The organism is Bradyrhizobium sp. AUGA SZCCT0169 (assembly GCF_018130085.1).
Classification (GTDB): Bacteria; Pseudomonadota; Alphaproteobacteria; order Rhizobiales; family Xanthobacteraceae; genus Bradyrhizobium.
Map to the genome: position 1 here is coordinate 24,761 of NZ_JAFCMC010000030.1, position 24,227 is coordinate 48,987.

Below are 24,227 nucleotides of genomic sequence, written 5' to 3' on the forward strand. Positions count from 1 at the left end.
GAAGCCGCTTACGGCGGCAACTCACTGTTGGGCATTTGCTGACACCCACCGGGTCGATGTCAGTCGGCGCGCAGAATGATACCGATCGGAATTAGAGGCAATGCAATTTGGAATCGTTCGAAGGGAATAAAATTTTGAAAAATCTGGTTGTGCGCTGCGGCAAGGTCTTGCGCGTGCCATTGATTTGGAATGCCCGCGGCGTGGGCACGGTCCGCCATTTCCGCATTTCCCAACCGCTGACGGATCGCGCTAGGATGCCGAAATTACGCATGATTGTTTTGGGAAAATCGCAATGCCGAAGATCAACCGTGGCGGCGTCGACATCTATTACGAGGTGCATGGCAGCGGCCCACCGCTGCTGTTGACCCACGGTTATTCCTCGACCTCCGGGATGTGGCAGGGCCAGATCGAGGCGCTGTCGAAACATCACAAACTCGTGTTGTGGGACATGCGCGGCCACGGCCAGTCGGATTATCCCGATGATCCCGCAGCCTACAGCGAAGCGCTGACGGTGGCCGACATGGCGGCATTGCTCGACGAAGTCGGCGCCGACAAGGCCATCATCGGCGGGCTGTCGCTTGGCGGCTACATGTCGCTGGCGTTCTATCGCAGCTACCCGGAGCGTGTGCGGGCGCTGCTGATCATCGACACCGGACCCGGCTTCAAGAAGGACGATGCGCGCGAGGTCTGGAACAGGCGCGCCCATGACACCGGCGACCGTTTCGAGCGCGATGGACTGGACGTTCTGAAATCCGCCAGCCGCGAACGCTCCGGCGTCAGCCATCGCGACGCGTCGGGACTGGCACGGGCCGCGCGCGGCATGCTGATCCAGCGCGACGCGCGCGTGATCGAATCGCTGCCCGACATCAAGGTGCCGTCGCTGGTCGTGGTCGGCGCCGACGACACGCCGTTCCTGGCCGCGTCCGATTACATGGCGGCAAAAATTCCCGGCGCGAAGAAGGTGGTGGTTCCGGCCGCCGGCCACGCCGTGAACATCGATCAGCCGCAGGCTTTTATCGAAGCGGTGCTGCCGTTCCTCGGTGGTCTCGATGTAAAGGCGAGCGCGAGGGCCGCGTCATGAAGGCCATTGCCGCGGCTCTGCTTCTCGTCGCCAGCGCCGCACCCGCGCTCGCGCAGAAGCTGCCGCCGTTCGGCGGCCCCTACCCGCCCCCGTTCACCGAAACCCTGTCGAACACCATACCATTGGAGTTCGGCATGGATGCGATGGAAGCCGAACGCGCGCTTGGCACCCCGCTCAATTACGTCAAGGGTCGGCCGGGCAATGAGGTGTTCCTCACGTTCCGCGATCTCGGCGGCAGCGGCTTGTTTCCCAGCAAGCACCGGCTCTATCTGCAATTCCGCAAAGGCCGGCTGGCGGGCTGGAAGGGCGACTGGGGTCACAACTGGATGTGGCAATAACCGCCGCCTTCCCTGCAACAGGCTTCGTGCAACCACTTCAACGAAAAGCAACCCTTCAACAAAAAGGATTGAAACGTGGGACAGGATATTACACTGACGGCTTCGGACGGTTTCAAACTCGGCGGCTATCGCGCCGATCCGGCGGGCGCGCCCAAGGCGGCCATCGTGGTGATCCAGGAGATCTTTGGCGTCAATCACCACATTCGTTCGGTGTGCGATCGCCTCGCGAGCGCCGGCTATGTCGCGATCGCACCGTCGATCTTCGACCGCATCACGCCCAATTTCCAGAGCGGCTACTCGCCGGACGAAGTCGCGAACGCGCGAAAGTTCGTTGCCAATCCGGATTGGGCGGCGATGCTGCTCGACAGCCAGGCTGCGATCGATGCGGTCAAGAGCGTGGGTCCGGTCGGCATCATCGGCTTCTGCCTCGGCGGCAGCATCGCCTTCGCCGCCGCGACCAAACTGACGGGGCTATCGGCCGCGGTCGGCTATTACGGCGGCGCCGTCGTCCGCTTCGCCGACGACATGCCGAAAGTGCCGACGCAATTGCATTTCGGTGAAAAGGACGCCGGCATTCCCTTGACCGACGTCGAGACCATCAGGACCAAGCGGCCCGACGTCGAAGTCTATGTCTATCCCGGCGCACAGCACGGCTTTCACTGCGACGAGCGGGCCAGCTACGACAAGACCAGCGCCGACATCGCCTGGCCGCGCAGCCTCGATTTCTTTGCCAGGCATTTGAAGTGACGACAAAGTCGTCATACTCCACTGTCGTCCCGGCCTTGAGCGCAGATGCGCAATTGCGCATCGGGGGACCCATACTCCGTGATGTCCGTTGTTGCGGAAGGTCTCTAACGCCGGCGATCTCACCGATAGGCCGCGGCGTATGGGTCCCGGCTCAAGGCCGGGACGACGGATGAATTGTAGCCGCGCTCTCGCCCGCCTTACTCGCCCTTGACGCCGGTGGCTTTCACGACATCCGCCCAGCGCGCGGAGTCGCGGCGCAGGGTGGCTGCGAAGGTTTCCGCCGAACCGCCGACCGGCATCAGGCTGACCGTCTCGAGCCCTGCTACTCCCTCGGGGGATGCGATGATGCGGGCCAATTCCGCGGACAGTTTCGTGACGATGTCCTTGGGCGTTGCAGCTGGCACGAAGACACCGACCCAGCCTTCGGCCTCAAAGCCCGGGAAACCGAGTTCGGCGAGCGTCGGCACGTTCGGCAGTTGGGTCCTGCGCTTTTCGCCGCCGACCGCCAGCGCCCGGACCTTGCCTGCCTGGATTTGCGGGCCGGCCGTGGTCAGGTCGACGAAGCCTGCGGTCACCGTGTTGTTGAGCAGATCGTTCACCAGCGGCGCCGCGCCACGATAGGGAACATGGGTCATGTCGATGCCCGTGTTCTTCTTCAGGAGTTCGCCGTAGAGATGTGACGTCGTCGCGTTGCCGAACGAGCCGTATGGCACCTTGCCGGGGTTCGCCTTGGCGTGATCGATCAGTTCCTTGACCGTCTTGATCGGCTGCGCCTCGGGGACCGTCAGCACGATCGTCGAGAGCCCGACCTGGGTCACCGGCGCGAGATCCTTGAAGACGTCGTAGGGCAGTTTCGCAACCAGGCTCGGCGCCTGGATGATCTGGGTGATGGCGACCAGCACGGTGTAGCCATCGGGCTGCGCCTTGGCGACGTAATCATTGCCGACCACACCGCCGCCGCCCGACTTGTTTTCGACGACGACAGGCTGCTTCCACGCTTCCGACAGTTTGTTGGCGAGGAGGCGCGCCGAAACGTCGGTGGCTCCGCCCGCGGGATACGGCACCACGAAGGTTATGCGCCGCTCCGGATAGGACTGCGCCGCCGCTTGATCGGCGGACACGCACACCGCCGTCATCGCAATGCCTGCGATCATGGCAGCTGAAATGGCGGTGCGCACGAGCTTGATTGGCAGCCGGATGCTCATCTTTTCTCCAAGTGATTGATAGGTTGATTTCGCTGGATTGCGTTGACGGCGGCATAGGCCGCCGGCCTGTGAGAGGCAAGTTCCGATCCGGCGCCTGACGCCGAATGCGCTGATTCACCACAGCCGGCCATGACAATGCCGCTGCACGGAATTTTTCGACCAGCACCGCCCTTAGATTTGCGGCTAGAACCAGCGCTCGCCGACCAGCACCGTATCGCCCGGGCTGATCGAGGTGCCGGGCGGAACGATGTAGCGCGCGGTTCCCGAAGCGTCGGTGTGCGTGACCGTGACCCGGTCGCGCCGCGCGCGGGGCGAGAAACCGCCGGCAATCGCCACCGCGCTCTCGACGGTCATGTTGGGCACGTAAGGATATTGTCCGGGCGCCGCCACTTCGCCGAGGATGAAGAACGGACGGTAGGCTTCGATCTCGACCGCAACGGAGGGATCACGGATGAAGCCGGCGCGCAGCTTGGCTGCGATCTCGGCCGCGAGACCGGCGGGCGTGCGGCCGCGCGCCGGCACCGAGCCGATCAGCGGAATCGTGATCGAGCCGCCGGCATCGATCGCGTAGGTATTGGTGAGGCCTTCCTGGCCGTAGACCACGACGCGCAGCCTGTCGCCGGCATCGAGATGATACGACGTGTCATAGCGGACCGGTTCGGCATAGGCGACGGGCGCTGCGACAACCACGGGCGCGGGCGCGTAAACCGGACGCGGCGTTCTGGCAAAGGACGCGCGCATCGCGCTGATGGCGCCGCCGCCGCTATTGTCCACGACGGCGACCGGCGCCGGCGCCGCGCCATAGGTCATGGCGTCGAGATCGGCTTGCGGCGCGACCGCGACGGGTCCGGCCGTGCGCATGCACCCCGACAGAGCGAGCGCGGCCATCATCGCAGCGATCGAAAATTGAAACGCGCGCGCAACTCGCACCGGAGCATCCCTCAAAGCGAGACAGCTCTAGTCTTGCACCGGTTATGGTTAACAAAACGTTTTTTTGGGGTGGGGTCCTCAACGGAACACAGCGAGCAGACCACCGTCATTGCGAGCGCAGCGAAGCAATCCATCTCGCCGCAAAAAGAAAGAATGGATTGCTTCGCTTCGCTCGCAATGACGGGGCTAGGCGGCGCTCACATCAACACCGATCGGGCACGACACGCCGGTGCCGCCCAGCCCGCAATAGCCGGCCGGATTCTTGGCGAGATATTGCTGATGATAGTCTTCGGCAAAATAGAATTCGCCTGACGGCGCGATCTCGGTGGTGATGGCGCCAAGACCCTTGGCTGCCAGCGCCTTCTGGTACATCGCCTTCGACGCATCGGCGGCTTTGGCTTGCGCATCGCTGCGCGTGTAGATCGCGGAACGATATTGGGTGCCGACATCATTGCCCTGGCGCATGCCCTGCGTCGGGTTGTGATTTTCCCAGAACGTCTTCAGCAGCGCCTCAAGGGAGATCTTCTTCGGATCGAACACGACCAGCACCACTTCGGTGTGACCGGTGCGGCCCGAGCAAACTTCTTCGTAGGTCGGATTGGGCGTGTGGCCGCCGGCGTAACCGACGGCGGTCGCAAAGATGCCCTCGCCGAGTTGCCAGAACTTGCGCTCGGCGCCCCAGAAACAGCCGAGCGCGAACACCGCCTGCTCGAGACCTGCAGGATAAGGCGGTTGCAGCTTGCGGCCGTTGACGAAATGGGTTGACGCGGTCGGGATCGGCGTGGCGCGGCCCGGCAGCGCTTCGGCGGCACTCGGCAACGCGGTGGTCTTGCGCATGAACAACATGGATTGCCTCCAGGCGGAACATCGGCTGGCGCGCAAACGGCGGCAGCGGGCTCACTTCTATATAAGGCTTTACGCGGGTTGCCGCAGCCCTGTTACGCAAGCCTCCTTAGATTAAGCCTTGGCAACGCCGGCCTTGCCGAACCAAAGCCTGTCAGTCCCGCGAATAGCCGATCAGCGGCTTGCGGGGCCGGAACAGGATCATCAAGAGAATGCCGAACACGCCCAGCACCGCGAACACCGGCTGGTCCAGCAGGACCTTGATGATGCTGTTCCAGAGCCAGGGCGCGGCACTCTCAACCGAAGTGCGAAACGCCAGCTGGCTGGACTGGTGGATGTCGTTCCAGAACTGCCCAAACCGGGTGAAACGCAGCGTCTGGTCGGCGACATACCGTGCGCCGTCATAGACCATGAAGATGAATCCGCCGGCCAGGAGCAGCAGGCCAATTAGCCGGAAGAAACCGCGGATCATGCGTCACCTTATACCTGTCGGGCCCGGAGGGCCGTCAGCCCAATACCGGGCCCCCCTAATAAATTCAACCTCGTCAGCACCTTATGCGCCATTTCCGGCCGGATTTTCCGGTTTTTGGAGGGGCCGGAAAGCGTTGACGGTGCAGAACCAGCCCTCTATAAGACCCCCAATGGCGGCGGGCGCAATCCCGCCGCCGCTGTTCTTTGAGCCGCGCCGCGGTGGGAGCATTTTGGCTCCCGAGCATGGCGACCTCAAGGACACCTTGAAACACACCAGCGCAATTTGAACGGCCGGCGCGCTCAAGCCCGACCACCCGAGCGATGACAGCCGAAGGATAGTTGAGAACATGGCCAATACCACTTCCGCCAAAAAGGCGACCCGCAAGATTGCCCGCCGCACCATCATCAACAAGTCGCGCCGCACCCAGATGCGTGGTGCGGTTCGCACCGTCGAAGAAGCCATCGAGAGCGGCGACCGCGATGCAGCGTTGAAGGCGATGGCGCGCGCGGAACCGGAACTGATGCAAGCCGCGCAGCGCAACATCATTCACAAGAACAACGCGAGCCGGAAGGTGTCACGCCTGACGCACCAGATCGCCAAGCTTGCGAAATGAACTGACGGAAAAAAATATTCGTCAAAAAAGCCCGGCCCTGGCCGGGCTTTTTCTTTTTTCCAATTCGATTGTCCCGTTGCTGCACAGTCGAGCGCGTGTCATATTTCTTCGGCCCCGTAGTTTTACGCGGTGCAGTTTGTTGCAACGGCAATGCTGTGCGCAGACGCGAGATGCACAGCACGTTTTGCTGCGCGAGATTCAAGTTTTGTTGCGCGGGGTTCAAAAAGATTTCCGCGGTTTACCCGCAACAGCCGCGCGAGAGTTACCCTAAAAAAGAATCGCGAAAAACTTCGTCTCGCTAACCACTTATCCACATAGCGACTTCAAGCGGTTTGAAAACCGGTCCGCGCAAGCGCGATTGTAACGGTTTCTTAAAATTTTTCTCGAGTGCGTCGAAAATTGTCACGATGCGCAAGCGCGCGCGATTCTGTTCACGAATCCAAAAACTTGCTTTCGAGTGTCACAATTGCAGCGCGGCCACACAGCCGAAGACTCGGTCACGCACGTCGATTCACGGATTGTCAGAATTTCCGCTTGGTGTACATCTATGGTCGTTCGCGACGCCCACGGCTCTCCAGACCAGCGCGGTTTGAGACCCAAGGGTGGACGTGCAAATCGGCGGCGGTGTGCGCGTTAGCGACGCTTTCCAAGCGATGCTAAGTTGGTAACTCATAGCAATATGAGAATGGTTGTTCTGTGTCTAAATTTCTCAGGCGTGGCGTGCAGGTTTCGCGTGTCGATGACTAGGGAGATAAGGCAGGTGTTGGCAACCGCATCGTTGGGAACGCGTAGCGCGTGAACGTGTTGAAGACGACAGACTGAGGTTACGCGGCGGCGCAGCGCCGGGCATTCGATGTTCGGTAGCGGCAGACTGACTTTGAAAAACACTTTCGACATGACAACTCGCCGCGCGCTTTCGCGGCGAGAGGGGGAGGCACTATGCTTTACGGAATCGCGGCATTAGACGGACGCATTTCACAACAGACCGTATTGGTTTCTCCAGCCTTCTTTTCCAACCATTCCTCGGTGCGAACTCCGGATGGACCGTCGAGTACGCGCTGACCTCACGGGAAACCTTCTTCTCCAACCGACAATCTGACCAGCGGCGGTTCGCGCCGAACGGTCGATCCATGTCCGGAGTTGAAGTCCCGTTTGAGGTCGCGCCTTGCAGCACCCCTGTTGGCAGGAACCCTGCAAGGCGATTTAGCAACGAACATTACTCTTTCAGAGAAGTTATCAGGCAATGACGAATATCGAACAGGATCGCTGGTCGCGGGTGAAGGGTCGGTTGCGGACCACGGTAGGCGAAGACGTCTATACGAGCTGGTTCGCGCGCATGGATCTGGAAGGCGTGCAGGACGAGAACGTCCATCTGTCGGTTCCGACCCGGTTCCTCAAGAGCTGGATCCAGGCGCATTACGCCGATCGCGTTCTCGCCTGCTGGCAGGCCGAGATGCCTGAGGTGCACCGGATCGACCTCACCGTGCGCACGGCGATGCGATGCGCCGCACCCGCGAAGGAAGCTCCTGCGCCGGCCGATCAGCGCCGCGTCGAGCATGCCAACGGCCGTCCCGCGCCCGAGCTGCGCGCCACCGCGACCGCGCCGGTGTCCGCGAGCCATGATGCGCTCGGCGGCTCGCCGCTCGACCCGCGCCTCACCTTTGCAAGTTTCGTGATCGGCCGCTCCAACACACTGGCGCATGCGGCGGCACGCCAGGTCGCCGAAGGGCGGCGCGGCGATGCCGTGATGTTCAATCCTCTCTATATTCACGCCGGCGTCGGTCTCGGCAAAACCCATCTCCTGCAGGCCGTCACATGGGCCGGCAATTCCGGCAACGAGCGCAAGGTGCTCTATCTTACCGCCGAGAAGTTCATGTACGGCTTCGTCGCGGCGCTGAAGACGCAGACGGCGCTGGCGTTCAAGGAAGCGCTGCGCGGCATCGACGTGCTCGTAATCGACGATCTGCAATTCCTGCAGGGCAAATCGACCCAGGCCGAGTTCTGCCATACGCTGAACGCGCTGATCGATGCCGGCCGCCAGGTCGTGATCGCGGCCGACCGTCCGCCGTCCGATCTCGAAAGCCTCGATGATCGCGTGCGTTCGCGGCTGGCAGGCGGCCTCGTCGTGGAAATGGGTTCGCTCGGCGAAGAGCTTCGGCTCGGCATCCTCAAATCGCGCGTCGCCGCGGCCCGTGCCCATCATGCGAGCTTCGACGTGCCGGAGCCGGTGCTGGACTATCTGGCGCGCACCATCACCCATAACGGCCGGGATCTCGAAGGCGCCATCAACCGGTTGCTCGCGCACTCCAAGCTCAACGCCCAGCCGGTGACGCTGGAAATGGCCGAGCGCGAAGTCCGCGACCTGATCCGTCCGCAGGAACCGAAGCGGATCAAGATCGAGGACATCCAGCGCGTGGTGGCCCGGCAATATAATGTCAGCCGTTCGGACCTGTTGTCCTCCCGGCGCACCGCCAATGTGGTTCGCCCGCGCCAGGTCGCGATGTACCTGGCCAAGACGCTGACGCTGCGGTCGCTGCCCGAGATCGGCCGCCGGTTCGGCGGACGCGACCACACCACGGTGCTGCACGCCGTGCGCAAGATCGAGGCACTGGTGTCCCGGGATACCGCGCTGTCGGAAGAGGTGGAATCGCTGAAGCGCCAATTGCAGGAATGACGCAGTCGTTCCGGCCTAGTGCGCAATAGCGCACGGGGCGCCGGAACCCATACTCCGCGGCCGGGCGTTTGGGCACCCTGGCCGACGGCTTATGCAAGCCACACGCCTGTGGTTATGGGTCCCCCGATGCGCAATTGCGCATCTGAGCCTACGCCGGGACGACGGTGAATTTGCCCGCAAACCGTGGGAAACGGCGTCGCTATCCCTTGCGCTTGGGCTCTATCCGCGCCACCTTGCGGTCCCCCCGAAGGTTTGATCAAGTCCCATCTTGATCCGGCTTTCGGGTTTCAATGGCCGCGGCGCGCCTTCAGGGCCGCCCGGCTTTTCCATCTTAGGGATCAGGCGGGTATTGCAATGAAGGTCACCGTCGAACGCGCGCAACTCCTGAAATCGCTGGGCCACGTCCATCGCGTGGTCGAGCGCCGCAACACCATCCCGATCCTCGGCAACGTGCTGATCCGTGCCGAAAACGCCAAGCTGTCGCTGAAGGCCACCGACCTCGACCTCGAGGTGACGGAAACCCTGGCGGCGGAAACCGGAACCGCCGGCTCGACCACCGTGCCGGCGCATATGTTCTACGACATCGTCCGCAAGCTGCCCGATGGCGCGCAGATCGTACTGGAGGCCGACGGCGACCGTTCGGTGCTGGCGATCCGTGCCGGCCGTTCGCGCTTCACACTGCAGACCCTCCCCGAAAGCGATTTTCCCGATCTGGCCGCCGGCGACATGACGCATTCGTTCTCGCTGGCCGCCGCCGACGTCAAGCGCCTGATCGACCGCACCCAATTTGCGATCTCGACCGAAGAGACCCGCTATTACCTCAACGGCATCTACCTGCACTCGGCCGGCAGCGCCAAGGCTGCGACCCTGCGCGGGGTGGCGACCGACGGACACCGGCTGGCGCAGATCGATCTGGTTCTCCCGAAGGGCGCTGTCGGCATGCCCGGCGTGATCGTGCCGCGCAAGACCGTCGGCGAGGTGCAGCGGCTGATCGAGGACAATGAAGCCGAAGTCTCGATCGAATTGTCGCAGGGCAAGATCCGCTTCACCCTCGGCAATGTGGTGCTGACCTCGAAACTGATCGACGGCACCTTCCCGGATTACGGCCGCGTCATTCCGCAGAACAACGACAAGGAACTGATCGTCGACAAAAAGGATTTCGAGGCTGCGGTCGACCGCGTCTCGACCATTTCGAGCGAACGCGGCCGCGCGGTGAAACTGGCATTGTCGGCCGGCAAGCTGGTGCTCTCGGTGACCAACCCGGATTCCGGCAGCGCCACCGAAGAACTCGAAGTCGAATACGCCTCCGACGCGCTCGATATCGGATTCAACTCACGCTATCTGCTGGATATCGCCGCCCAGATCGAAGGCGAGGTCGCGGTGCTGCGGCTGGCCGATCCCGGCTCCCCGACCCTGGTGCAGGACAAGGACAACAAAGGCGCGCTCTACGTGCTGATGCCGATGCGGGTGTGAGGAATTAGCTGTCATTGCCGGGCTTGACCCGGCAATCCATCACCTTCGAAAATGACCTATTGGGTATACATTCTCGCAAGTAAGCCCGGTGGAACGCTATATGTTGGCGTGACAAACAATCTGGTGCGGCGCGTCTACGAGCATCGAGAGGGTTTGGCAGACGGCTTCACCAAGAAGTACGGCATCAAGACATTGGTATATTTTGAGCCGCACGAAGCAATCGCCACGGCACTTCAACGCGAGAAGAACATCAAACATTGGTCGCGCGAGTGGAAAATCGACCTGATTATCGCGAGCAATCCCGACTGGCGAGATTTGTACGAAGAGATTGTCCGCTAGCGCGGACGATGGATTGCCGGGTCAAGCCCGGCAATGACAACCTGATATGACCCCCTCCCGCATCCATAAACTGACGCTGACGCATTTTCGCAATTATCGGGCGGGGAGCGTGCAGACGCGCGGAGACGTCGTGGTGCTGGTGGGACCGAACGGCGCCGGCAAGACCAATTGCCTCGAGGCGATCTCGTTTCTGTCGCCGGGACGGGGCTTGCGGCGCGCGACGCTGGAAGATGTCGCGGACAATCAGGGCGACGGTTCCTGGGCCGTCTCCGCCGAAGTCGAGGGCGCGCTGGGGCTTGCGACGCTGGGCACCGGTATCGATGCGCCGGCAAATGAAAACAGTTCCACTGGCCGGCGCTGCCGGATCGATCGCGAGCCGGTGAGTTCGGCAACGGCGTTCGGCGATCATTTGCGCATGGTGTGGCTGACACCGGCGATGGACGGGCTGTTTCTTGGCGCCGCCTCGGAACGGCGGCGCTTCTTCGACCGGCTGGTGCTGGCGATCGACAGCGAGCATTCCAGCCGCGTGTCGGCGCTGGAGCGTTCGCTGCGCTCGCGCAACCGGCTGCTCGAAGTGCGCAATTACGATGACCATTGGTGCGACGCGATCGAGCGCGAAACCGCCGAGCTTGCGGTCGCGGTTGCCGCCACCCGCGGCCAGACCGTGACAAAACTCGCAGCGATGCTGCGCGAGCGCGGTGCGGCTTCCGCGTTTCCGTCGGCGCAGATCATGCTCGACGGCTGGATGGAGAATGCGCTGGTGAGCGAACCTGCGACGGCCGTGGAGGATCGTTACCGCGAGATCCTGCGCGCTAGCCGGCCACGCGACGCCGCGGCCGGCCGTACGCTGGACGGTCCGCATTTGACCGACCTGCAGGTGGTCTACGCGCCGAAGAACATGCCGGCGCGCGATGCCTCCACCGGCGAACAGAAGGCGCTGCTGATCGGGCTGGTGCTGGCCCATGCCACGCTGGTCGCCGAGATGACCGGCATCGTGCCGCTGTTGCTGCTCGACGAGGTCATCGCACATCTCGATCCGGGCCGGCGGAAAGCACTGTTCAATGAGCTGGCAAAACTCGGCGCGCAGGTCTGGATGACCGGCGCCGATCCGGCGGCATTCGCCGATATCGGCGCATCCGGCGAGGTTTTCGACGTCGATTCCGGCCAAGTCGCCCGTCGCCCCTGAGCAACAGGCGCCCGGTTGAACCTCAACGCCCACCCGCGCGACTAGACTCCAGTAATCGCGCCATCGATGCGCGGCCATCGCTGCTGCGCCAGGCATCGGCAATATCCGGAGATACCCATGTTTGGAACGACGCGCGGGACGCTGGTCCCGGCACGAAAACACCTGTTTGCTCTCACCCTCGCGGTGATCGCCAGCGTGCCGGTTGCCGCCAGCGCCGATTACACCGCTGACACCATGGTCGATGTCCGCACCCTGCCGCGGCCCGAAGGCGCCGTGGAAAAAACGGCCGAGACCAAAACCCATCACGGCAAAACCTATCGATTGACCTACGACATTCCGGCTTCCGTCGCGGCCACGGCCGCGGCGACGAAGAAATCGCTGGCCGCCGACGGCTGGGTGGAATATGTGCGCCCGCTCGAAAACACCTCCTCGTCGGCTTTCAAGAGAGGACGGCAAGGACTGAATATGAGCGTCTGGCTGGGCAAGCAATCCACCCTGTCCTATAATAGCTACATCCCAATTTATGCGAACGTGCCGTTCCCGCCAGGTGCCGTCGACATCCTCTACGACGAGCGGCGGCCCTATCTTGGCTGCATCGCCCCGACCGGGTTCGACGCAACGCTCGACTTCTTCCGCAAGGAGATGGAAGCGATCGGCTGGAGGCCGCTCGAAGCCGCGGAGGCGGCCGCGCGCTGGCCGAACGCGCAGCTCAGCGAGACGATCGAGAACGGCGTGCGCGCCTATTACAGCCATGATGCCAAGAATGGCCCTCATCAGCAGCGGCCGGTGATGCTGACGCTGCAGCGCCGCGACGACGGACGGACCGGCGTGGAGATCCGGGTTGCGCCATTTGCGATGCCGGAAAAGCTCGAAGCCGCTGACGACGTGTCCGGCCTGCCGATACCGAAGACAACCCAGAGCCTGCGCGGTTCCGGTGATTCCAATTCGGTCGACCGCAGCCTGGACATCGGCGTCGTTGCCGAGCTTCCCGCAACGCTGGCGTTTTATCGCCGCGAGTTTGCGGCGCGGAGCTGGACGGAAGAGACGCGCGGCGCCGTCGTCACCCCGGACAACGTCACGCTGAATTTTTCCTCGGCCGAGCAAACCGCCACGCTGAAGCTCAGCCGCCGATATGACATGACGATGGTCAATGTCGCGACTCACATGAAGGAAGCCGCCCTCGCCGCGCGCGCCAAGGCCAAGAAGGAAGCCGACGCGAAGTTTCTCAGCGATGCGGCGGCCATGGCAAAGGAGATCATCGCAGCCGACGAAGTGCGGCGGGTGGCCCAGGCCGCCAAGCTGTCGGACGCGCCGCTGCGCGCCCTTGCCGACAATTCGAAACCCGTACCGCTGCCCGAGAACGCCGAAGAGGTGAAGTTCGAAGCCGCCGATGGCCGCCTCGATTTCTATTCCCCCTCGACCGTGAGAGCGGTCGCGGCGTTCTATAGCGGCGCGCTGAAGGCTCAGGGCTGGAAAGAGAAGCCCTCGCCCATCAACCATGCCGCCATGGCCGTGATGGAGTTCTCCAAAGGCGGCAAGGCGATGTCGCTCACGATCATGCAGATGGGCCCGAGGGCGAAGATCAGCGGCTACGGATCGGCGCTGGTGGTGGCCGATGCGAAGATGGCCGCCAAGCCCGGTGCAGCAGACGCCACTCAGGCGTCCAGCGGCGCCAAAGCGGCGGTGCAGGTTCTCGAAGCCGACCCCGAAACCGATGCCGACGCGCCGTTTCCGATGCCCAAGCAGCGTGGTTCGACTGTCTCCCGCGGCAGTGGAAAGCTGCCTGGCAGCAACGCTCCGTTCCGCAGGGAACTCGAAATCAGCGTTCCTGCGGATCTCGCTTCCGTGCTCGCCTTCTATCGCACCGAGCTTGGCAAACGCGGCTGGAAGGAATCCGCGGAGCGCGCCGTCGCGCAGGCAGACCGCGTGCAACTGGCATTTGCGTCGCCCGATGGGCCCGCACAGCTAAAACTCGGCCGCGCCAAGGACGAGACCACCGTCAGCCTCGCACAGAAATATACCGAGGTCGCCGCAAAGGCCGGCGTGATCCCGAAACCGGGTCAGGCCAGGCTGGTGTTCGGCAACATGGGCGGCGGTGAAGCCGCGGTCACGATCAACAAGCAGACGATCAAGCTCGCTGCCGGTGCCGGCGGGCCGCAATCGGCGAAGCCTCCGATGCTCGACCTGCCGCCGGGCAAATACGCCTATTCCGTGAAGGTCGCGGGCCGTCCGGCACGAAACGATACGGTCGAAGTGACCGCTGACGACGCCTGGGGCCTGATCATTGCGCCGAGCGGAGATGCGTTGTCGCTGCAGATGTATTGAGGGGCCTGGCGCGGCGTGCTCGCGGGCGCTTGCGTCCCGGGCACGCGGGTGGTTGCACCGTTCTCCGGCAGCTCCGTTGCGGCCTGCCATTTTCTGCCGCAACGGCATCTGAAAAACAGGCACTTGAAGGCCCGGAATCATGCCTCGAATCGTCCTTTTCAGAGGCCGCCGAATCGCCCCTTGAGCGCCTTGAAAGAGCGCCAAAAAACACTATTTATTCAATAGCTTGAAGACAGAGACTTTGCGCTAGGCGCATGGCCTCTTTCATGGCACAAATAGATCAATCAGCGCCTCATATTGCGCAGCTGATTCGGGACACCTCGAAGGCCTTACATGACAGAACCTGCCCGGCAGACACCTGCCGACACTGAGCATCCCATTCCGATTGAATATGGCGCGGAATCGATCCGGGTGTTGAAGGGGCTCGACGCCGTGCGCAAGCGGCCGGGCATGTATATCGGCGACACCGATGACGGATCCGGCCTGCACCACATGGTGTACGAGGTCGTCGACAATGCGATCGACGAAGCGCTTGCCGGTCACGCCAGCGCGGTCGAAGTCGTGCTCAATGCCGACGGCTCGGTGACGGTGCGCGACGATGGCCGCGGCATTCCGGTCGACATCCACAAGGGCGAAGGCATTTCCGCGGCCGAAGTCATCATGACCCAGCTGCACGCCGGCGGAAAATTCGACCAGAACTCCTACAAGGTCTCCGGCGGCCTGCACGGCGTCGGCGTCTCCGTCGTCAACGCGCTGTCGAGCAAGCTGCAGCTTCGCGTCTGGCGCGACGGCAAGGAGCATTACATCGAGTTCGCCCACGGCGATTCCGTTGCCCCGCTCAAGGTGGTGGGTGAAGCCAATGGCAAGCGCGGCACCGAGGTGACGTTCTTTGCGTCGTCCGAAACCTTCACCAATGTCGAGTATGATTTCGCGACGCTGGAGCATCGCCTGCGCGAGCTCGCGTTCCTGAATTCCGGCGTCAATATCGTGCTGTCCGACATGCGCCATGCGGTCGAAAAGCGCGAGGTGATGCAATACGCCGGCGGCGTCGAGGAATTCGTCAAATATCTCGACCGCAACAAGAAGGCGATCGTGCCCGCCGCGATCATGGTGCGGGCGGAATTGAACGACATCGGCGTCGAGGCCGCGCTGTGGTGGAACGACAGCTACCACGAGAACGTGCTGTGCTTCACCAACAACATCCCGCAGCGTGACGGCGGCACCCATCTGGCCGGCTTCCGCGGCGCGCTGACGCGCCAGGTCAACGGCTATGCCGAGGCCAACGCGAAAAAGGAAAAGATCGCGCTGACCGGCGACGATTGCCGCGAAGGCCTCACCGCGGTGCTTTCGGTAAAAGTGCCGGATCCGAAATTCTCGTCGCAGACCAAGGACAAGCTGGTCTCCTCGGAAGTGCGCCCGGTGGTCGAAAACGTGCTCAACGAAGCGCTGGCGGCATGGTTCGAGGAACACCCGTCAGAAGCCAAGGTCATTGTCGGCAAGGTGATCCAGGCCGCCGCCGCGCGCGAAGCCGCCCGCAAGGCGCGCGAACTGACCCGGAAGAGTCCGCTTGGTAGCTCCTCGCTGCCCGGCAAGCTCTCGGATTGCCAGGAAAAAGACCCCGCCAAATCCGAACTGTTCATCGTCGAGGGTGACTCCGCAGGCGGCAGCGCCAAGATGGGCCGCAACCGCGAATTCCAGGCGGTCTTACCGCTGCGCGGAAAGATCCTCAACGTCGAGCGCGTTCGCATGGACAAGATGTTGTCCAGCGAGCAGATCGGGATACTGATCGCAGCGCTCGGCACCGGCATCAGCGACGATTTCAGTGCGGACAAGCTGCGCTACCACAAGATTATCCTGATGACGGACGCCGACGTCGACGGCTCGCATATCCGCACGCTGCTGCTGACCTTCTTCTATCGGCAGATGCGCGAATTGATCGACCGCGGCCATCTCTTCATCGCCCAGCCGCCGCTCTACAAGGTGACACGCGGCAAGTCCGAGCAGTACCTGAAGGACGAGCGCGCGCTGGAGGATTACCTGATCGCAGCCGGCCTCGACGATTGCGTGTTCAAGCCGGCCACGGGCTCGGAGCGTGGCGGCCGTGACCTGCTGTCACTGGTGGAGGACGCCCGCGTCATCCGCGGCATCCTGCATAATCTGCACAGCCGCTATAACCGCATGGTGGTCGAGCAGGCCGCGATCGCCGGCGTTTTGAGCCCGAAGATCACAAGCGATATCAGCAACGCCAATGCCGCCGCCGATTATATCGCCAAGCGGCTCGATGCCCTGGCCGACGAAGTCGAGCGCGGCTGGAGCGGGCGCTTCACGGAGGGTGAAGGCTTCCTGTTCGAACGCACCGTCCGCGGCGTCAAGGATGCCGCCATCATCGACGACGCGCTGCTTGGCTCCGCCGACGCCCGCAAGCTCGACGATTACGCGGCGAAGCTGCAGGAGGCCTATCCGAAGCCGGGCCTGTTGCGCCGCAAGGATGCCGAGATCGCGATTCACGGGCCGGTCAGCCTGTTCGAAGCGGTGACCGACGCCGGCCGCAAGGGCGTGGCGCTGCAGCGCTACAAAGGTCTCGGCGAGATGAATCCGGAGCAGCTCTGGGAAACCACGCTCGACACCAACGAGCGCTCGCTGCTGCAGGTGAAGATCAAGGAGGTCGACGAGGCCGACGACATCTTCACCAAGCTGATGGGTGACGTGGTCGAGCCGCGCCGCGAATTCATCCAGGATAACTCGCTCAGCGCCAATGTCGACGTGTGATGCACGGAGTTCCAGTGGCGCCCATCCAGTACATCGTTGAAGGCGGCCACCGGCTTGCGGGCACCATCGAGCCGTCGGGCAACAAGAACGCGGCGCTGCCGATCATCGCGGCGGCGCTGCTGACCGACCATCCGGTCACGCTCGAAAACGTTCCGCGGATTCGCGATACCGAGACGCTGGTCGAACTGATCCGCTCGGTCGGCGCCGCGGCCGAATGGGAGCAGCGCAACACGCTGAAAATCCACGCCAAGGAAATTCGCGCCGCCGATCTCGATCCCGAACTCTGCGCGCGCATCCGCGCCTCGATCCTGCTGGCAGGCCCGCTGCTGGCCCGTTGCGGCGAGGTGGCGCTGCCGCCGCCCGGCGGCGACGTGATCGGCCGCCGCCGCCTCGATACGCATTTTCTGGCCTTCGAACAGCTTGGCGCCACCGTCACGGCGACGCACCGGCTGGAGTTCCGCGCCTCGCGACTAAAGGGCGCCGACGTTTTCCTCGACGAGCCCAGCGTCACCGCCACCGAAAACGCGCTGGTCGCCGCGGTCGCCGCCCACGGCACCACGTATCTGCGCAACGCCGCCTCCGAGCCGCATGTGCAGGACCTCGCCAACTTTCTGGTGGCGCTCGGCGCCAAGATCGAGGGCATCGGCACCAACACCATCATCATCCACGGGCCGGCGACGCTGGGCGGGACCAGCTACGCGATCCAGCCCGACCATATCGAGGTCGGCTCGCTGATCGGGCTCGCCGCGGTGACGCGCTCGCCGCTGCGCATCGCGCGCGCCGGCGTCGAGCATCTGCGCTCGGTCCGGATGGGCTTTGAGCGGCTCGGCATCGTCTGCGGCGTCGAAGGCGACGATCTCGTGGTGCCGTCCGGCCAGACCATGAAGATCCAGGACGATTTCGGCGGCCATGTGCCGAAGCTCGAAGACCAGCCCTGGCCGGCCTTTCCCGCCGACCTGATGTCGATCGCCATCGTCACCGCCACGCAATGCGACGGCGTGATCCTGATGTTCGAGAAGATGTTCGAATCGCGGATGTTCTTCGTCGACAAGCTGATCTCGATGGGCGCCCGCATCGTGCTGTGCGACCCGCACCGGGCCATCGTGGCGGGCCCGAGCCGGCTGCGCGGGGCATTGATGACCTCGCCCGATATCCGCGCCGGCATGGCGATGCTGCTGGCGGCGGTGGCCGCGGAAGGCACCTCCACCATCAACAATGCCGACCAGATCGAACGCGGCTATGAGCGGATCGAGGAACGGCTCAATGCACTCGGCGCCAGGATTACGCGGGTGCCGGCGCGCGACGGCGGATAGAGCGTTTTCAAGCGAAGTGGACGCCGGTTCGCGTGAAGAAGACGCGTCCAAACCAAAATCTACCGCAGCCACCGTCACTTTTTCGGCCCGTCGCCGTGTTAGTCCTGATCCATGACCTCGCTCGACAAAATCGACGCAACCTCGCTCGCGCCTGTCCCGGCGGCGCGGACGCGCGGCCATCTGGCTGAGGAGTTCGCCGAAACGCTGAAGCTCGCGGTGCCGCTGGCGCTGACCCAGCTCGGGCAGATCGCGATGATGACGACCGATCTGGCGTTCATCGGCCGGCTCGGCGGCGAAGCGGTTGCCGCGGCAGCCCTCGCGCATACGGTCTTCTTCGTGATCTTCACGTTTGGCCTTGGCCTGGTGTCTGCCGTGGCGCCGCTGGCGGCGCAGGCTTTCGGCGCGCGCGATCCGCGCATGGTGCGGCGCGCGCTGCGCGTCGGCCTGTGGGCGGCGGTGTTGATCTCGGCGCCGCTGATGATACTGCCGTTCCGCGGCGAGGCGATCCTGATCGCGCTCGGCCAGGCGCCGGCTGCCGCAAAGCTTGCGCAACAATATCTGTTCGGCCTCGCCTGGGGTATCCTGCCGGCGCTGTGGTTTATCGCGATACGCGGCTTCATGAGCGCCGTGAACCGGCCCGAGCCGGTGCTGTGGATCACGCTGGCCGCGATCCCGGCCAATGCGCTGCTGGTCTATCCGCTGCTCTACGGCAAATGGGGCCTGCCTGAGCTTGGGCTGTTCGGCGCGGGCCTTGCGACCAGCATCGTCAATCTCGGAACGTTCCTCGCCGGGCTGTGGTTCACCGCGCGCCGCCGGCCGTTCCGCAAATATCACGTGCTCGGCCGCATCTGGCGGATCGACTGGCCGTTGATGGGCAAGCTCGTCGTCATCGGCGCGCCGATCTCGATGGCGTTTATGCTCGAATACGGATTGTTCGGCGCGGCCGGCCTGCTGATGGGCCTGATCTCAACCACCGCGCTCGCCGCGCACCAGATCGCCCTGCAGATCGCGGCCATCCTCTACATGGTGCCGTTCGGGATCAGCATGGCGGCCACCGTCAGGGTCGGACATGCGGTCGGGCGCCGCGACCGCGACGCCGTCAGGCGCGCTGGCTATGTCGCGATCCTGCTCGGGACGGTGTTCATGGCGACGATGACGCTTGCCGTGATCCTGGGACGGTTCACGATCGCCGAACTGTTCCTCGGCGAAGCCGTCGACGCCACGGCGACGCTGACGGCAACGCTGCTGCTGGTCGGAACCACCTTTTTCATCACCGACGGGATTCAGACCGTCGCCAACGGCGCGCTGCGCGGCATGAACGACACGCGCATCCCCCTGTTGTTCGCCACCTTCAGCTACTGGCTGGTCGGCTTTACCTGCGCCTGGGCGCTCGGATTTCGGACATCGCTTGGCGCCGGTGGCGTCTGGGTCGGGTTGTCTGTCGGCACCGTCGTGTTTGCTATTCTGCTGATCTTGCGCTTCCGCCTGCTGTCGAACAGACTGGCGCTGCAATGACCGTTCGTGAAGTCACACCCGCCATCGACCCGAACACACTGCCCGGCGCGCAGTTTGCCGACGCTTTCCGTATCGAAATCGGCGATCGCGCCCTCAATGCGCGGCAGGCGGCCGAGCGCATGATGGCGCGGCAGCCGCGATGGGCCGAAGCGCTGCTGACCCTGCGCAACATTCTGGTGGCGCCGTTTGGCCTCAAGACGTCAGGCGCAAGTTCGACCCCCAGAGAGATGGTCGGGATATTCCCGATCGTCAGCGAGCAGCCCGACCGGCTGGTCGCCGGCTTCAACGACAAGCATCTGGATTTTCGCATCGTCGTCGACGTCGCGACATCAGGCGCCGCCCGGGAGGTCACCGCAACCACGCTGGTGCTGACGCACAACTGGCTGGGGCGGACCTATCTGGCCGTCATCATGCCGTTTCACCGGCTGATCGTCCGCAGCCTGCTGCGTCAGGTCGCGGCCTGAATCGGCACGTAAGCCGATCTCCATCGACCCATTGCCCGGCGTGAACCTGTTGTTCCGAACCTGCGACTGAAACCGGGAGACCGTGGCTGACGGCCGTGGTCGCACGACCTTTTTTTGCGTCGGCGGCAGCTTCTGCCTGCAGCCTTGCGCCCCCGCGTTCGGAGACCCTCATGCGTCTGGTAAAGTTCTTCCACCGCCCACCGGGCGATGATGATCGCGGTCTGCTGTTCATGCCCGGCGACGAGCCGACAGTCATCGGCAAGTATATGAACGAGGCGCCGGGTGCGCGGAAAAAAGACGAGTTCCTGCGCAAGGCATATTCCAAACCCAAGACCGCCGTCGCCACGTTCCGCCGGCAAGCCGCCGAACTCACCGCAGCCGGCTATGTCGAAACCACGCACACGGATTACATGCTGCGCAATCTGCTGCCGGATCCAGAGCCCAAGCCCGACTGGCAAAAAGGCCTCGACGATCTGATGCTGGCAGCAATGGGCGAACCGCTTGACGTGCAGGCCAAATATCTTGCCGCGCTTCGGGATACGCCGGCTGGTACACCAAGAAGGCGGTGAGTGAAAGCGACCTGCTTCAGGCCGAGGAGGAACTCGGCGCCAGGCTGCCGAAGGATTATCGCGAATTCCTCGCGCAGCATGGCGAGGACGAATTGCAGGTCCGGCTGGCGGACGATTCGGCCGAATTGTGCTTCTACCGCCCGACGGACCTGGCGACCCAGCGCAGCAACCTGTTCAACTTCATCGCGCTCACCGAGGACGATCCGGAGAATATCGACGCCTACTTCCGCGGAGCAATATGGCGTGGCGGCGCGCGATCTGCTGCCGGTCGCCGAACCCGCCCATCACAGCCGCTGCCTGGTGATCAATCTCGGGCAGGGCGAGCGCTTCGGCTGGTGCTTCCTGTGGGACCATGACGGCGCCTTCGAACTGGAACAGGCGGCCCCGAGCTTCGAAGCCGCATTGAAGGCGCTGACCGACGGCATCGCGAAACGCGATGCCGCTACGCTCAGCTTTCTGGGCGTTTATCTGGACTAGATTCTTATTTTGACGCGTTTTCTTAACGCGAACCGGAGTCCACCCCGGATCGGGTCCGGGGCAGGCTTTCGCTGGAAAACGCTTTAGCCGGCGGCTTTGTGGACCACTCCGAGACACAGCGATCGAGATCGCCGATGTTTTGGCGCATCTGCTCGAGCGAAAATCCGAGTGCGTAGAAGCGCTCGGCGGCATCGCCCGCCAGGGGGCGGATCAGACCATCGCGGCGGACAGAGGCTACTTCCTCCGCGTAGCCCTGCAGCGCGAATTGCACGGGGTCGATCACCGGCGGGCTGGCGCCGTTGCGCAATGCGGCCGCCGACGCGCGCAGATGGGCGTCAATCGCCTCACGCACGCCGGACAAGGGCGTATCCAGCCGCGACTGCACGTTCGCAGGCAATGCCACCAGACACTCCCGCCCGATCATCACGACGTCATGACGCAGCCGAAGGATGGTCCGCAGCAGCGGGCCGGTGTCCGGCCCTGATGACAGACGCGCCGCGCGTTCGCGCTCGGCTTCCTGCCCCATCGCATGCAAGGCCGTCACCTCGGCACCGATGCCCTCCTGGATCCGGTGCGGGGCTTCATTGTCGAGGCCGTGCGTCAGGCCAACGAGCAATTCAGAGAATGCTCCCGCGATCAGTTCGATCACGCGCGCCGCATTGGCGCGGATCTGGCGATGCGCCCGCGACGGCAGCACGAGAAAGGAAGCCGCAAGCCCGGTGGACGCGCCGACGGTGACCTCGATCAGGCGATCGATCACGGAATCGAGCGGACTGGTGTGGTGCATCTCCGGGATCAACAAGACGATGACACCTGTCACCGTGGCCGCGGTCAGACTGGGGTTGAGCGATCCGAGATAGGCCAGCGGCGCTACCGTGAGCACCAGCAACGCCAGCAGCGCCGCTTCGCTCGAATGCGGAATCAGCACCGCAAGCGCTCCGCCGTAGATCGCACCACCGATCGTGCCAAGCATGTAGTCGGTGGTCGCCTTCAGCGACCGGCCGACGCTCATCTGGGTAACGATCAAGGAGGTCAGAACAGCCCATAGCGGCAGCGTCAGATGCAAGGCGTTCGCGATGGTGTAGGCCACAACCGCCGCCACCGTCACCCGGATAGCCAGCGCCAGTTGCGTTCGCCGCGACCGCACACGGGTTGCCACACGCTTCAGGAAGCCAGCCATGCGCCCCATTCCGCAATCTGCAGGCGATCCCGCCGGTAAATGAGCTTTAGCATAGCTGGTGCCCGCGACCCGGAGACGGCTTGAAAGGTGGATTCAGCCCGCCTACCCTGCGGGCCAAAACGAGGAAACATGATGGCCAACGAAACCGCAACGCTCGCCTCCTATGTCGCCAATCTGAAATTCGAGGACATTCCCCCGGAGGTATTGGCGCGCGCCAAGGTGCTGACGCTGGATTTCCTCGGCAGCACGATCCGGGCGCGGCGCGATGCGGAATCCACCGCCTCGCTGCTGAAGATGCTGGAAGCCTTGGCGCTGGACGGCAAGGGCGAATCCACCGTGTTCGGCGATGCCAAGACCTGGACGCCTGCGGTCGCCGCCTTGCTCAACGGCGCGCTCGGCCATTCGCTTGACTTCGACGACACGCATGCCGATTCCTCGCTGCATCCGAGCGCGCCCGTGGTGCCGGCGGCGTTCGCGGTCGGCGAGATGGTCGGCGCCTCGGGCCGCGACGTGCTCACCGCCATCGTCGCGGGCTATGAAGTGTGCTGCCGGCTCGGCAACGCGCTCGACCCCACTTCGCATTATGCGCGCGGCTTCCACCCCACAGCGACCGCAGGAACCTATGGCTCGGCCGCCGCCGCCGGAAAGCTGTTCGGCCTGTCGCAAGACCAGATTGTCTCGGCGTTCGGCGTTTCCGGCAGCCAGGCCGCCGGCTCGCTGCAATTTTTGGTCAATGGCGCCTGGAACAAGCGCTATCAGGTCGGCGCCGCCGCGATGAACGGCGTGATCGCGGCGACCCTGGCGCGCAACGACTTTGTCGGTTCGAGCGAATCGGTCGAAGGCAAGCACGGCTTGCTGGTCGGCTACAGCGACAACGCGCATCCGGACAAGGCGATCGCCGGCCTCGGCAAGACCTATGAGACGCTTCGAATTGGCGTAAAGCCCTATCCGAGCTGCCGCTACACCCACGCCGCTTTGGATGCGCTGATCGCGATGCGCCGGGAGCACAATCTGACGCCGGACCAGATCAAGCGCGTTGAGATCGGCCTGCACCGCAACGGCATCACGCTGACTGGCGACGCCGCCACCAAGCGTCACCCGACCTCGATCGTCGGCGGACAATTCTCGATGTTCTTCACCGGCGCGCTGGCGCTCGACCAGGGCCGCTTCGGCTGGGACGATTACGACCGGCTCGGCGACGCCGCCATCAATGCGCTGGCCGACAAGTTCGACGTGGTGCAGGACGATCGCCTCGAGATCGGCCGCACCCATCCCTTTGGCGCGCGCGTCTCCATCACGACAGACGATGCCGTGCATGAGCGACTCTATGCCGATCCCTCCGGCGAGCCGGATTCATTCCCGGACGCCCAGGCGATGCAGCAGAAATTTCTCACGCTCGCCCGGCCAGTGCTGAACGGCCGCGCGGATCAGCTTGCGGACGCGATCCTCTCGCTGGAGCGATTCGATCGCGTCGCGAAGGCTACGCAGTTGGGAAGGCAGTAAGACGGGCTTGCGCGGGTGTACCCTCTCCCCTTGTGGGAGAGGGTGGATCATCGTGCGAGGCACGATTGAGACGGGTGAGGGGTTCTCTCCCCGCTCGAATCTATCCGATTGGTACTCGCTGATAGAACCCCTCATCCGGCGCTTCGCGCCACCTTCTCCCACAAGGGGAGAAGGAAGAGTCTCCGGATCGCATTCAATTCGTGCCCGCTAC

Annotated in this window: 23 protein-coding genes; 17 read left to right on the forward strand and 6 right to left on the reverse strand. The window is 63.7% G+C overall.

The window, feature by feature from the left end; translation table 11 throughout:
- Positions 1-59: 59 nt before the first annotated feature.
- Positions 60-218: a hypothetical protein gene (locus tag JQ609_RS26325; RefSeq protein ID WP_212275764.1), complete on the reverse strand. Its 159-nt coding sequence runs from the start codon at positions 216-218 to the stop codon at positions 60-62.
- 74 nt (positions 219-292) lie between these two features.
- Between JQ609_RS26325 and JQ609_RS26330 the strand changes: the two genes are divergently transcribed.
- From JQ609_RS26330 to JQ609_RS26340, 3 genes are all read left to right on the forward strand, one after another.
- A complete protein-coding gene (locus JQ609_RS26330; protein ID WP_212275766.1) occupies positions 293-1,081 on the forward strand; it encodes an alpha/beta fold hydrolase in 789 nt (262 codons plus the stop codon).
- Positions 1,078-1,419, forward strand: coding sequence for a hypothetical protein (locus JQ609_RS26335; protein ID WP_212209915.1), 342 nt, complete (start codon positions 1,078-1,080; stop codon positions 1,417-1,419). Before JQ609_RS26330 ends, JQ609_RS26335 begins: the two co-directional genes overlap by 4 nt.
- 75 nt (positions 1,420-1,494) lie before the next feature.
- Positions 1,495-2,166: a dienelactone hydrolase family protein gene (locus JQ609_RS26340; protein ID WP_212275768.1), complete on the forward strand. Its 672-nt coding sequence runs from the start codon at positions 1,495-1,497 to the stop codon at positions 2,164-2,166.
- A 197-nt stretch (positions 2,167-2,363) separates the two neighbouring features.
- Here the strand turns inward: JQ609_RS26340 and JQ609_RS26345 are convergent, their stop codons facing one another.
- The 4 genes from JQ609_RS26345 to JQ609_RS26360 form a co-directional block, all read right to left on the reverse strand.
- Complete coding sequence (locus JQ609_RS26345; RefSeq protein WP_212275770.1) at positions 2,364-3,371, reverse strand: tripartite tricarboxylate transporter substrate binding protein; 1,008 nt, start codon at positions 3,369-3,371, stop codon at positions 2,364-2,366.
- Between the two features lie 183 nt (positions 3,372-3,554).
- Complete coding sequence (locus JQ609_RS26350) at positions 3,555-4,301, reverse strand: polysaccharide biosynthesis/export family protein (RefSeq protein WP_312014897.1); 747 nt, start codon at positions 4,299-4,301, stop codon at positions 3,555-3,557.
- Positions 4,302-4,487: 186 nt separating this feature from the next.
- On the reverse strand, positions 4,488-5,147 hold the full coding sequence (msrA, locus tag JQ609_RS26355) for a peptide-methionine (S)-S-oxide reductase MsrA (RefSeq protein ID WP_212275772.1): 660 nt from the start codon (positions 5,145-5,147) through the stop codon (positions 4,488-4,490).
- Positions 5,148-5,298: 151 nt separating this feature from the next.
- Positions 5,299-5,616, reverse strand: a complete 318-nt coding sequence (locus JQ609_RS26360) for a hypothetical protein (RefSeq protein ID WP_212275774.1) — start codon at positions 5,614-5,616, stop codon at positions 5,299-5,301.
- A 346-nt stretch (positions 5,617-5,962) separates the two neighbouring features.
- Here JQ609_RS26360 and rpsT point away from each other — a divergent pair, with 346 nt between their 5' ends.
- From rpsT to JQ609_RS26425, 13 genes are all read left to right on the forward strand, one after another.
- Entirely contained in the window at positions 5,963-6,229 is a 267-nt protein-coding gene (gene rpsT, locus JQ609_RS26365) for a 30S ribosomal protein S20 (protein ID WP_212209920.1), read from the forward strand.
- A gap of 1,243 nt (positions 6,230-7,472) precedes the next feature.
- On the forward strand, positions 7,473-8,903 hold the full coding sequence (gene dnaA, locus JQ609_RS26370; protein ID WP_212275776.1) for a chromosomal replication initiator protein DnaA: 1,431 nt from the start codon (positions 7,473-7,475) through the stop codon (positions 8,901-8,903).
- Positions 8,904-9,257: 354 nt separating this feature from the next.
- Entirely contained in the window at positions 9,258-10,376 is a 1,119-nt protein-coding gene (gene dnaN / locus JQ609_RS26375) for a DNA polymerase III subunit beta (RefSeq protein WP_192736315.1), read from the forward strand.
- Between the two features lie 51 nt (positions 10,377-10,427).
- Positions 10,428-10,715, forward strand: a complete 288-nt coding sequence (locus JQ609_RS26380; protein WP_212209923.1) for a GIY-YIG nuclease family protein — start codon at positions 10,428-10,430, stop codon at positions 10,713-10,715.
- A 46-nt stretch (positions 10,716-10,761) separates the two neighbouring features.
- Positions 10,762-11,901, forward strand: coding sequence for a DNA replication/repair protein RecF (recF, locus tag JQ609_RS26385; protein WP_212275778.1), 1,140 nt, complete (start codon positions 10,762-10,764; stop codon positions 11,899-11,901).
- A gap of 117 nt (positions 11,902-12,018) precedes the next feature.
- Positions 12,019-14,226 carry a hypothetical protein gene (locus JQ609_RS26390; protein ID WP_212275780.1) on the forward strand — a complete coding sequence of 736 codons (2,208 nt, stop codon included), beginning with the start codon at positions 12,019-12,021 and terminating at the stop codon, positions 14,224-14,226.
- 333 nt (positions 14,227-14,559) lie between these two features.
- The gene (gene gyrB / locus JQ609_RS26395; protein ID WP_212275782.1) at positions 14,560-16,995 is read left to right on the forward strand and encodes a DNA topoisomerase (ATP-hydrolyzing) subunit B; all 2,436 of its coding nucleotides are present in this window, start codon (positions 14,560-14,562) and stop codon (positions 16,993-16,995) included.
- A 14-nt stretch (positions 16,996-17,009) separates the two neighbouring features.
- Positions 17,010-18,308, forward strand: coding sequence for a UDP-N-acetylglucosamine 1-carboxyvinyltransferase (gene murA / locus JQ609_RS26400; protein WP_212275784.1), 1,299 nt, complete (start codon positions 17,010-17,012; stop codon positions 18,306-18,308).
- A gap of 111 nt (positions 18,309-18,419) precedes the next feature.
- Positions 18,420-19,823 carry an MATE family efflux transporter gene (locus tag JQ609_RS26405; RefSeq protein ID WP_212275785.1) on the forward strand — a complete coding sequence of 468 codons (1,404 nt, stop codon included), beginning with the start codon at positions 18,420-18,422 and terminating at the stop codon, positions 19,821-19,823.
- A complete protein-coding gene (locus JQ609_RS26410; RefSeq protein WP_212275787.1) occupies positions 19,820-20,287 on the forward strand; it encodes a DUF2867 domain-containing protein in 468 nt (155 codons plus the stop codon). The genes JQ609_RS26405 and JQ609_RS26410 overlap by 4 nt, the downstream gene beginning before the upstream one ends.
- Positions 20,288-20,457: 170 nt before the next feature.
- Positions 20,458-20,856 carry a hypothetical protein gene (locus JQ609_RS26415; protein ID WP_212275789.1) on the forward strand — a complete coding sequence of 133 codons (399 nt, stop codon included), beginning with the start codon at positions 20,458-20,460 and terminating at the stop codon, positions 20,854-20,856.
- Positions 20,853-21,212: an SMI1/KNR4 family protein gene (locus JQ609_RS26420; RefSeq protein WP_212275791.1), complete on the forward strand. Its 360-nt coding sequence runs from the start codon at positions 20,853-20,855 to the stop codon at positions 21,210-21,212. Before JQ609_RS26415 ends, JQ609_RS26420 begins: the two co-directional genes overlap by 4 nt.
- Positions 21,100-21,333: a hypothetical protein gene (locus tag JQ609_RS26425; RefSeq protein ID WP_212275838.1), complete on the forward strand. Its 234-nt coding sequence runs from the start codon at positions 21,100-21,102 to the stop codon at positions 21,331-21,333. The genes JQ609_RS26420 and JQ609_RS26425 overlap by 113 nt, the downstream gene beginning before the upstream one ends.
- A gap of 22 nt (positions 21,334-21,355) precedes the next feature.
- Here JQ609_RS26425 and JQ609_RS26430 read toward each other — a convergent pair whose 3' ends face one another.
- A complete protein-coding gene (locus JQ609_RS26430) occupies positions 21,356-22,513 on the reverse strand; it encodes an aromatic acid exporter family protein (RefSeq protein WP_212275793.1) in 1,158 nt (385 codons plus the stop codon).
- Between the two features lie 132 nt (positions 22,514-22,645).
- On the opposite strand from JQ609_RS26430, the gene JQ609_RS26435 reads away from it, so the two are divergent.
- Entirely contained in the window at positions 22,646-24,016 is a 1,371-nt protein-coding gene (locus tag JQ609_RS26435) for an MmgE/PrpD family protein (RefSeq protein WP_212275794.1), read from the forward strand.
- The last annotated feature ends 211 nt before the right edge of the window (positions 24,017-24,227 follow it).

Excerpts from the sequence above, each read along its gene's own strand:
- JQ609_RS26325 (WP_212275764.1), bottom strand. The coding sequence starts at position 218 with ATGGCGGACCGTGCCCACGCCGCGGGCATTCCAAATCAATGGCACGCG.
- JQ609_RS26330 (WP_212275766.1), top strand. The coding sequence starts at position 293 with ATGCCGAAGATCAACCGTGGCGGCGTCGACATCTATTACGAGGTGCAT.
- JQ609_RS26335 (WP_212209915.1), top strand. The coding sequence starts at position 1,078 with ATGAAGGCCATTGCCGCGGCTCTGCTTCTCGTCGCCAGCGCCGCACCC.
- JQ609_RS26345 (WP_212275770.1), bottom strand. The coding sequence starts at position 3,371 with ATGAGCATCCGGCTGCCAATCAAGCTCGTGCGCACCGCCATTTCAGCT.
- msrA (WP_212275772.1), bottom strand. The coding sequence starts at position 5,147 with ATGTTGTTCATGCGCAAGACCACCGCGTTGCCGAGTGCCGCCGAAGCG.
- JQ609_RS26360 (WP_212275774.1), bottom strand. The coding sequence starts at position 5,616 with ATGATCCGCGGTTTCTTCCGGCTAATTGGCCTGCTGCTCCTGGCCGGC.
- rpsT (WP_212209920.1), top strand. The coding sequence starts at position 5,963 with ATGGCCAATACCACTTCCGCCAAAAAGGCGACCCGCAAGATTGCCCGC.
- dnaA (WP_212275776.1), top strand. The coding sequence starts at position 7,473 with ATGACGAATATCGAACAGGATCGCTGGTCGCGGGTGAAGGGTCGGTTG.
- dnaN (WP_192736315.1), top strand. The coding sequence starts at position 9,258 with ATGAAGGTCACCGTCGAACGCGCGCAACTCCTGAAATCGCTGGGCCAC.
- JQ609_RS26380 (WP_212209923.1), top strand. The coding sequence starts at position 10,428 with ATGACCTATTGGGTATACATTCTCGCAAGTAAGCCCGGTGGAACGCTA.
- recF (WP_212275778.1), top strand. The coding sequence starts at position 10,762 with ATGACCCCCTCCCGCATCCATAAACTGACGCTGACGCATTTTCGCAAT.
- JQ609_RS26390 (WP_212275780.1), top strand. The coding sequence starts at position 12,019 with ATGTTTGGAACGACGCGCGGGACGCTGGTCCCGGCACGAAAACACCTG.
- gyrB (WP_212275782.1), top strand. The coding sequence starts at position 14,560 with ATGACAGAACCTGCCCGGCAGACACCTGCCGACACTGAGCATCCCATT.
- JQ609_RS26405 (WP_212275785.1), top strand. The coding sequence starts at position 18,420 with ATGACCTCGCTCGACAAAATCGACGCAACCTCGCTCGCGCCTGTCCCG.
- JQ609_RS26410 (WP_212275787.1), top strand. The coding sequence starts at position 19,820 with ATGACCGTTCGTGAAGTCACACCCGCCATCGACCCGAACACACTGCCC.
- JQ609_RS26415 (WP_212275789.1), top strand. The coding sequence starts at position 20,458 with ATGCGTCTGGTAAAGTTCTTCCACCGCCCACCGGGCGATGATGATCGC.
- JQ609_RS26430 (WP_212275793.1), bottom strand. The coding sequence starts at position 22,513 with ATGGCTGGCTTCCTGAAGCGTGTGGCAACCCGTGTGCGGTCGCGGCGA.
- JQ609_RS26435 (WP_212275794.1), top strand. The coding sequence starts at position 22,646 with ATGGCCAACGAAACCGCAACGCTCGCCTCCTATGTCGCCAATCTGAAA.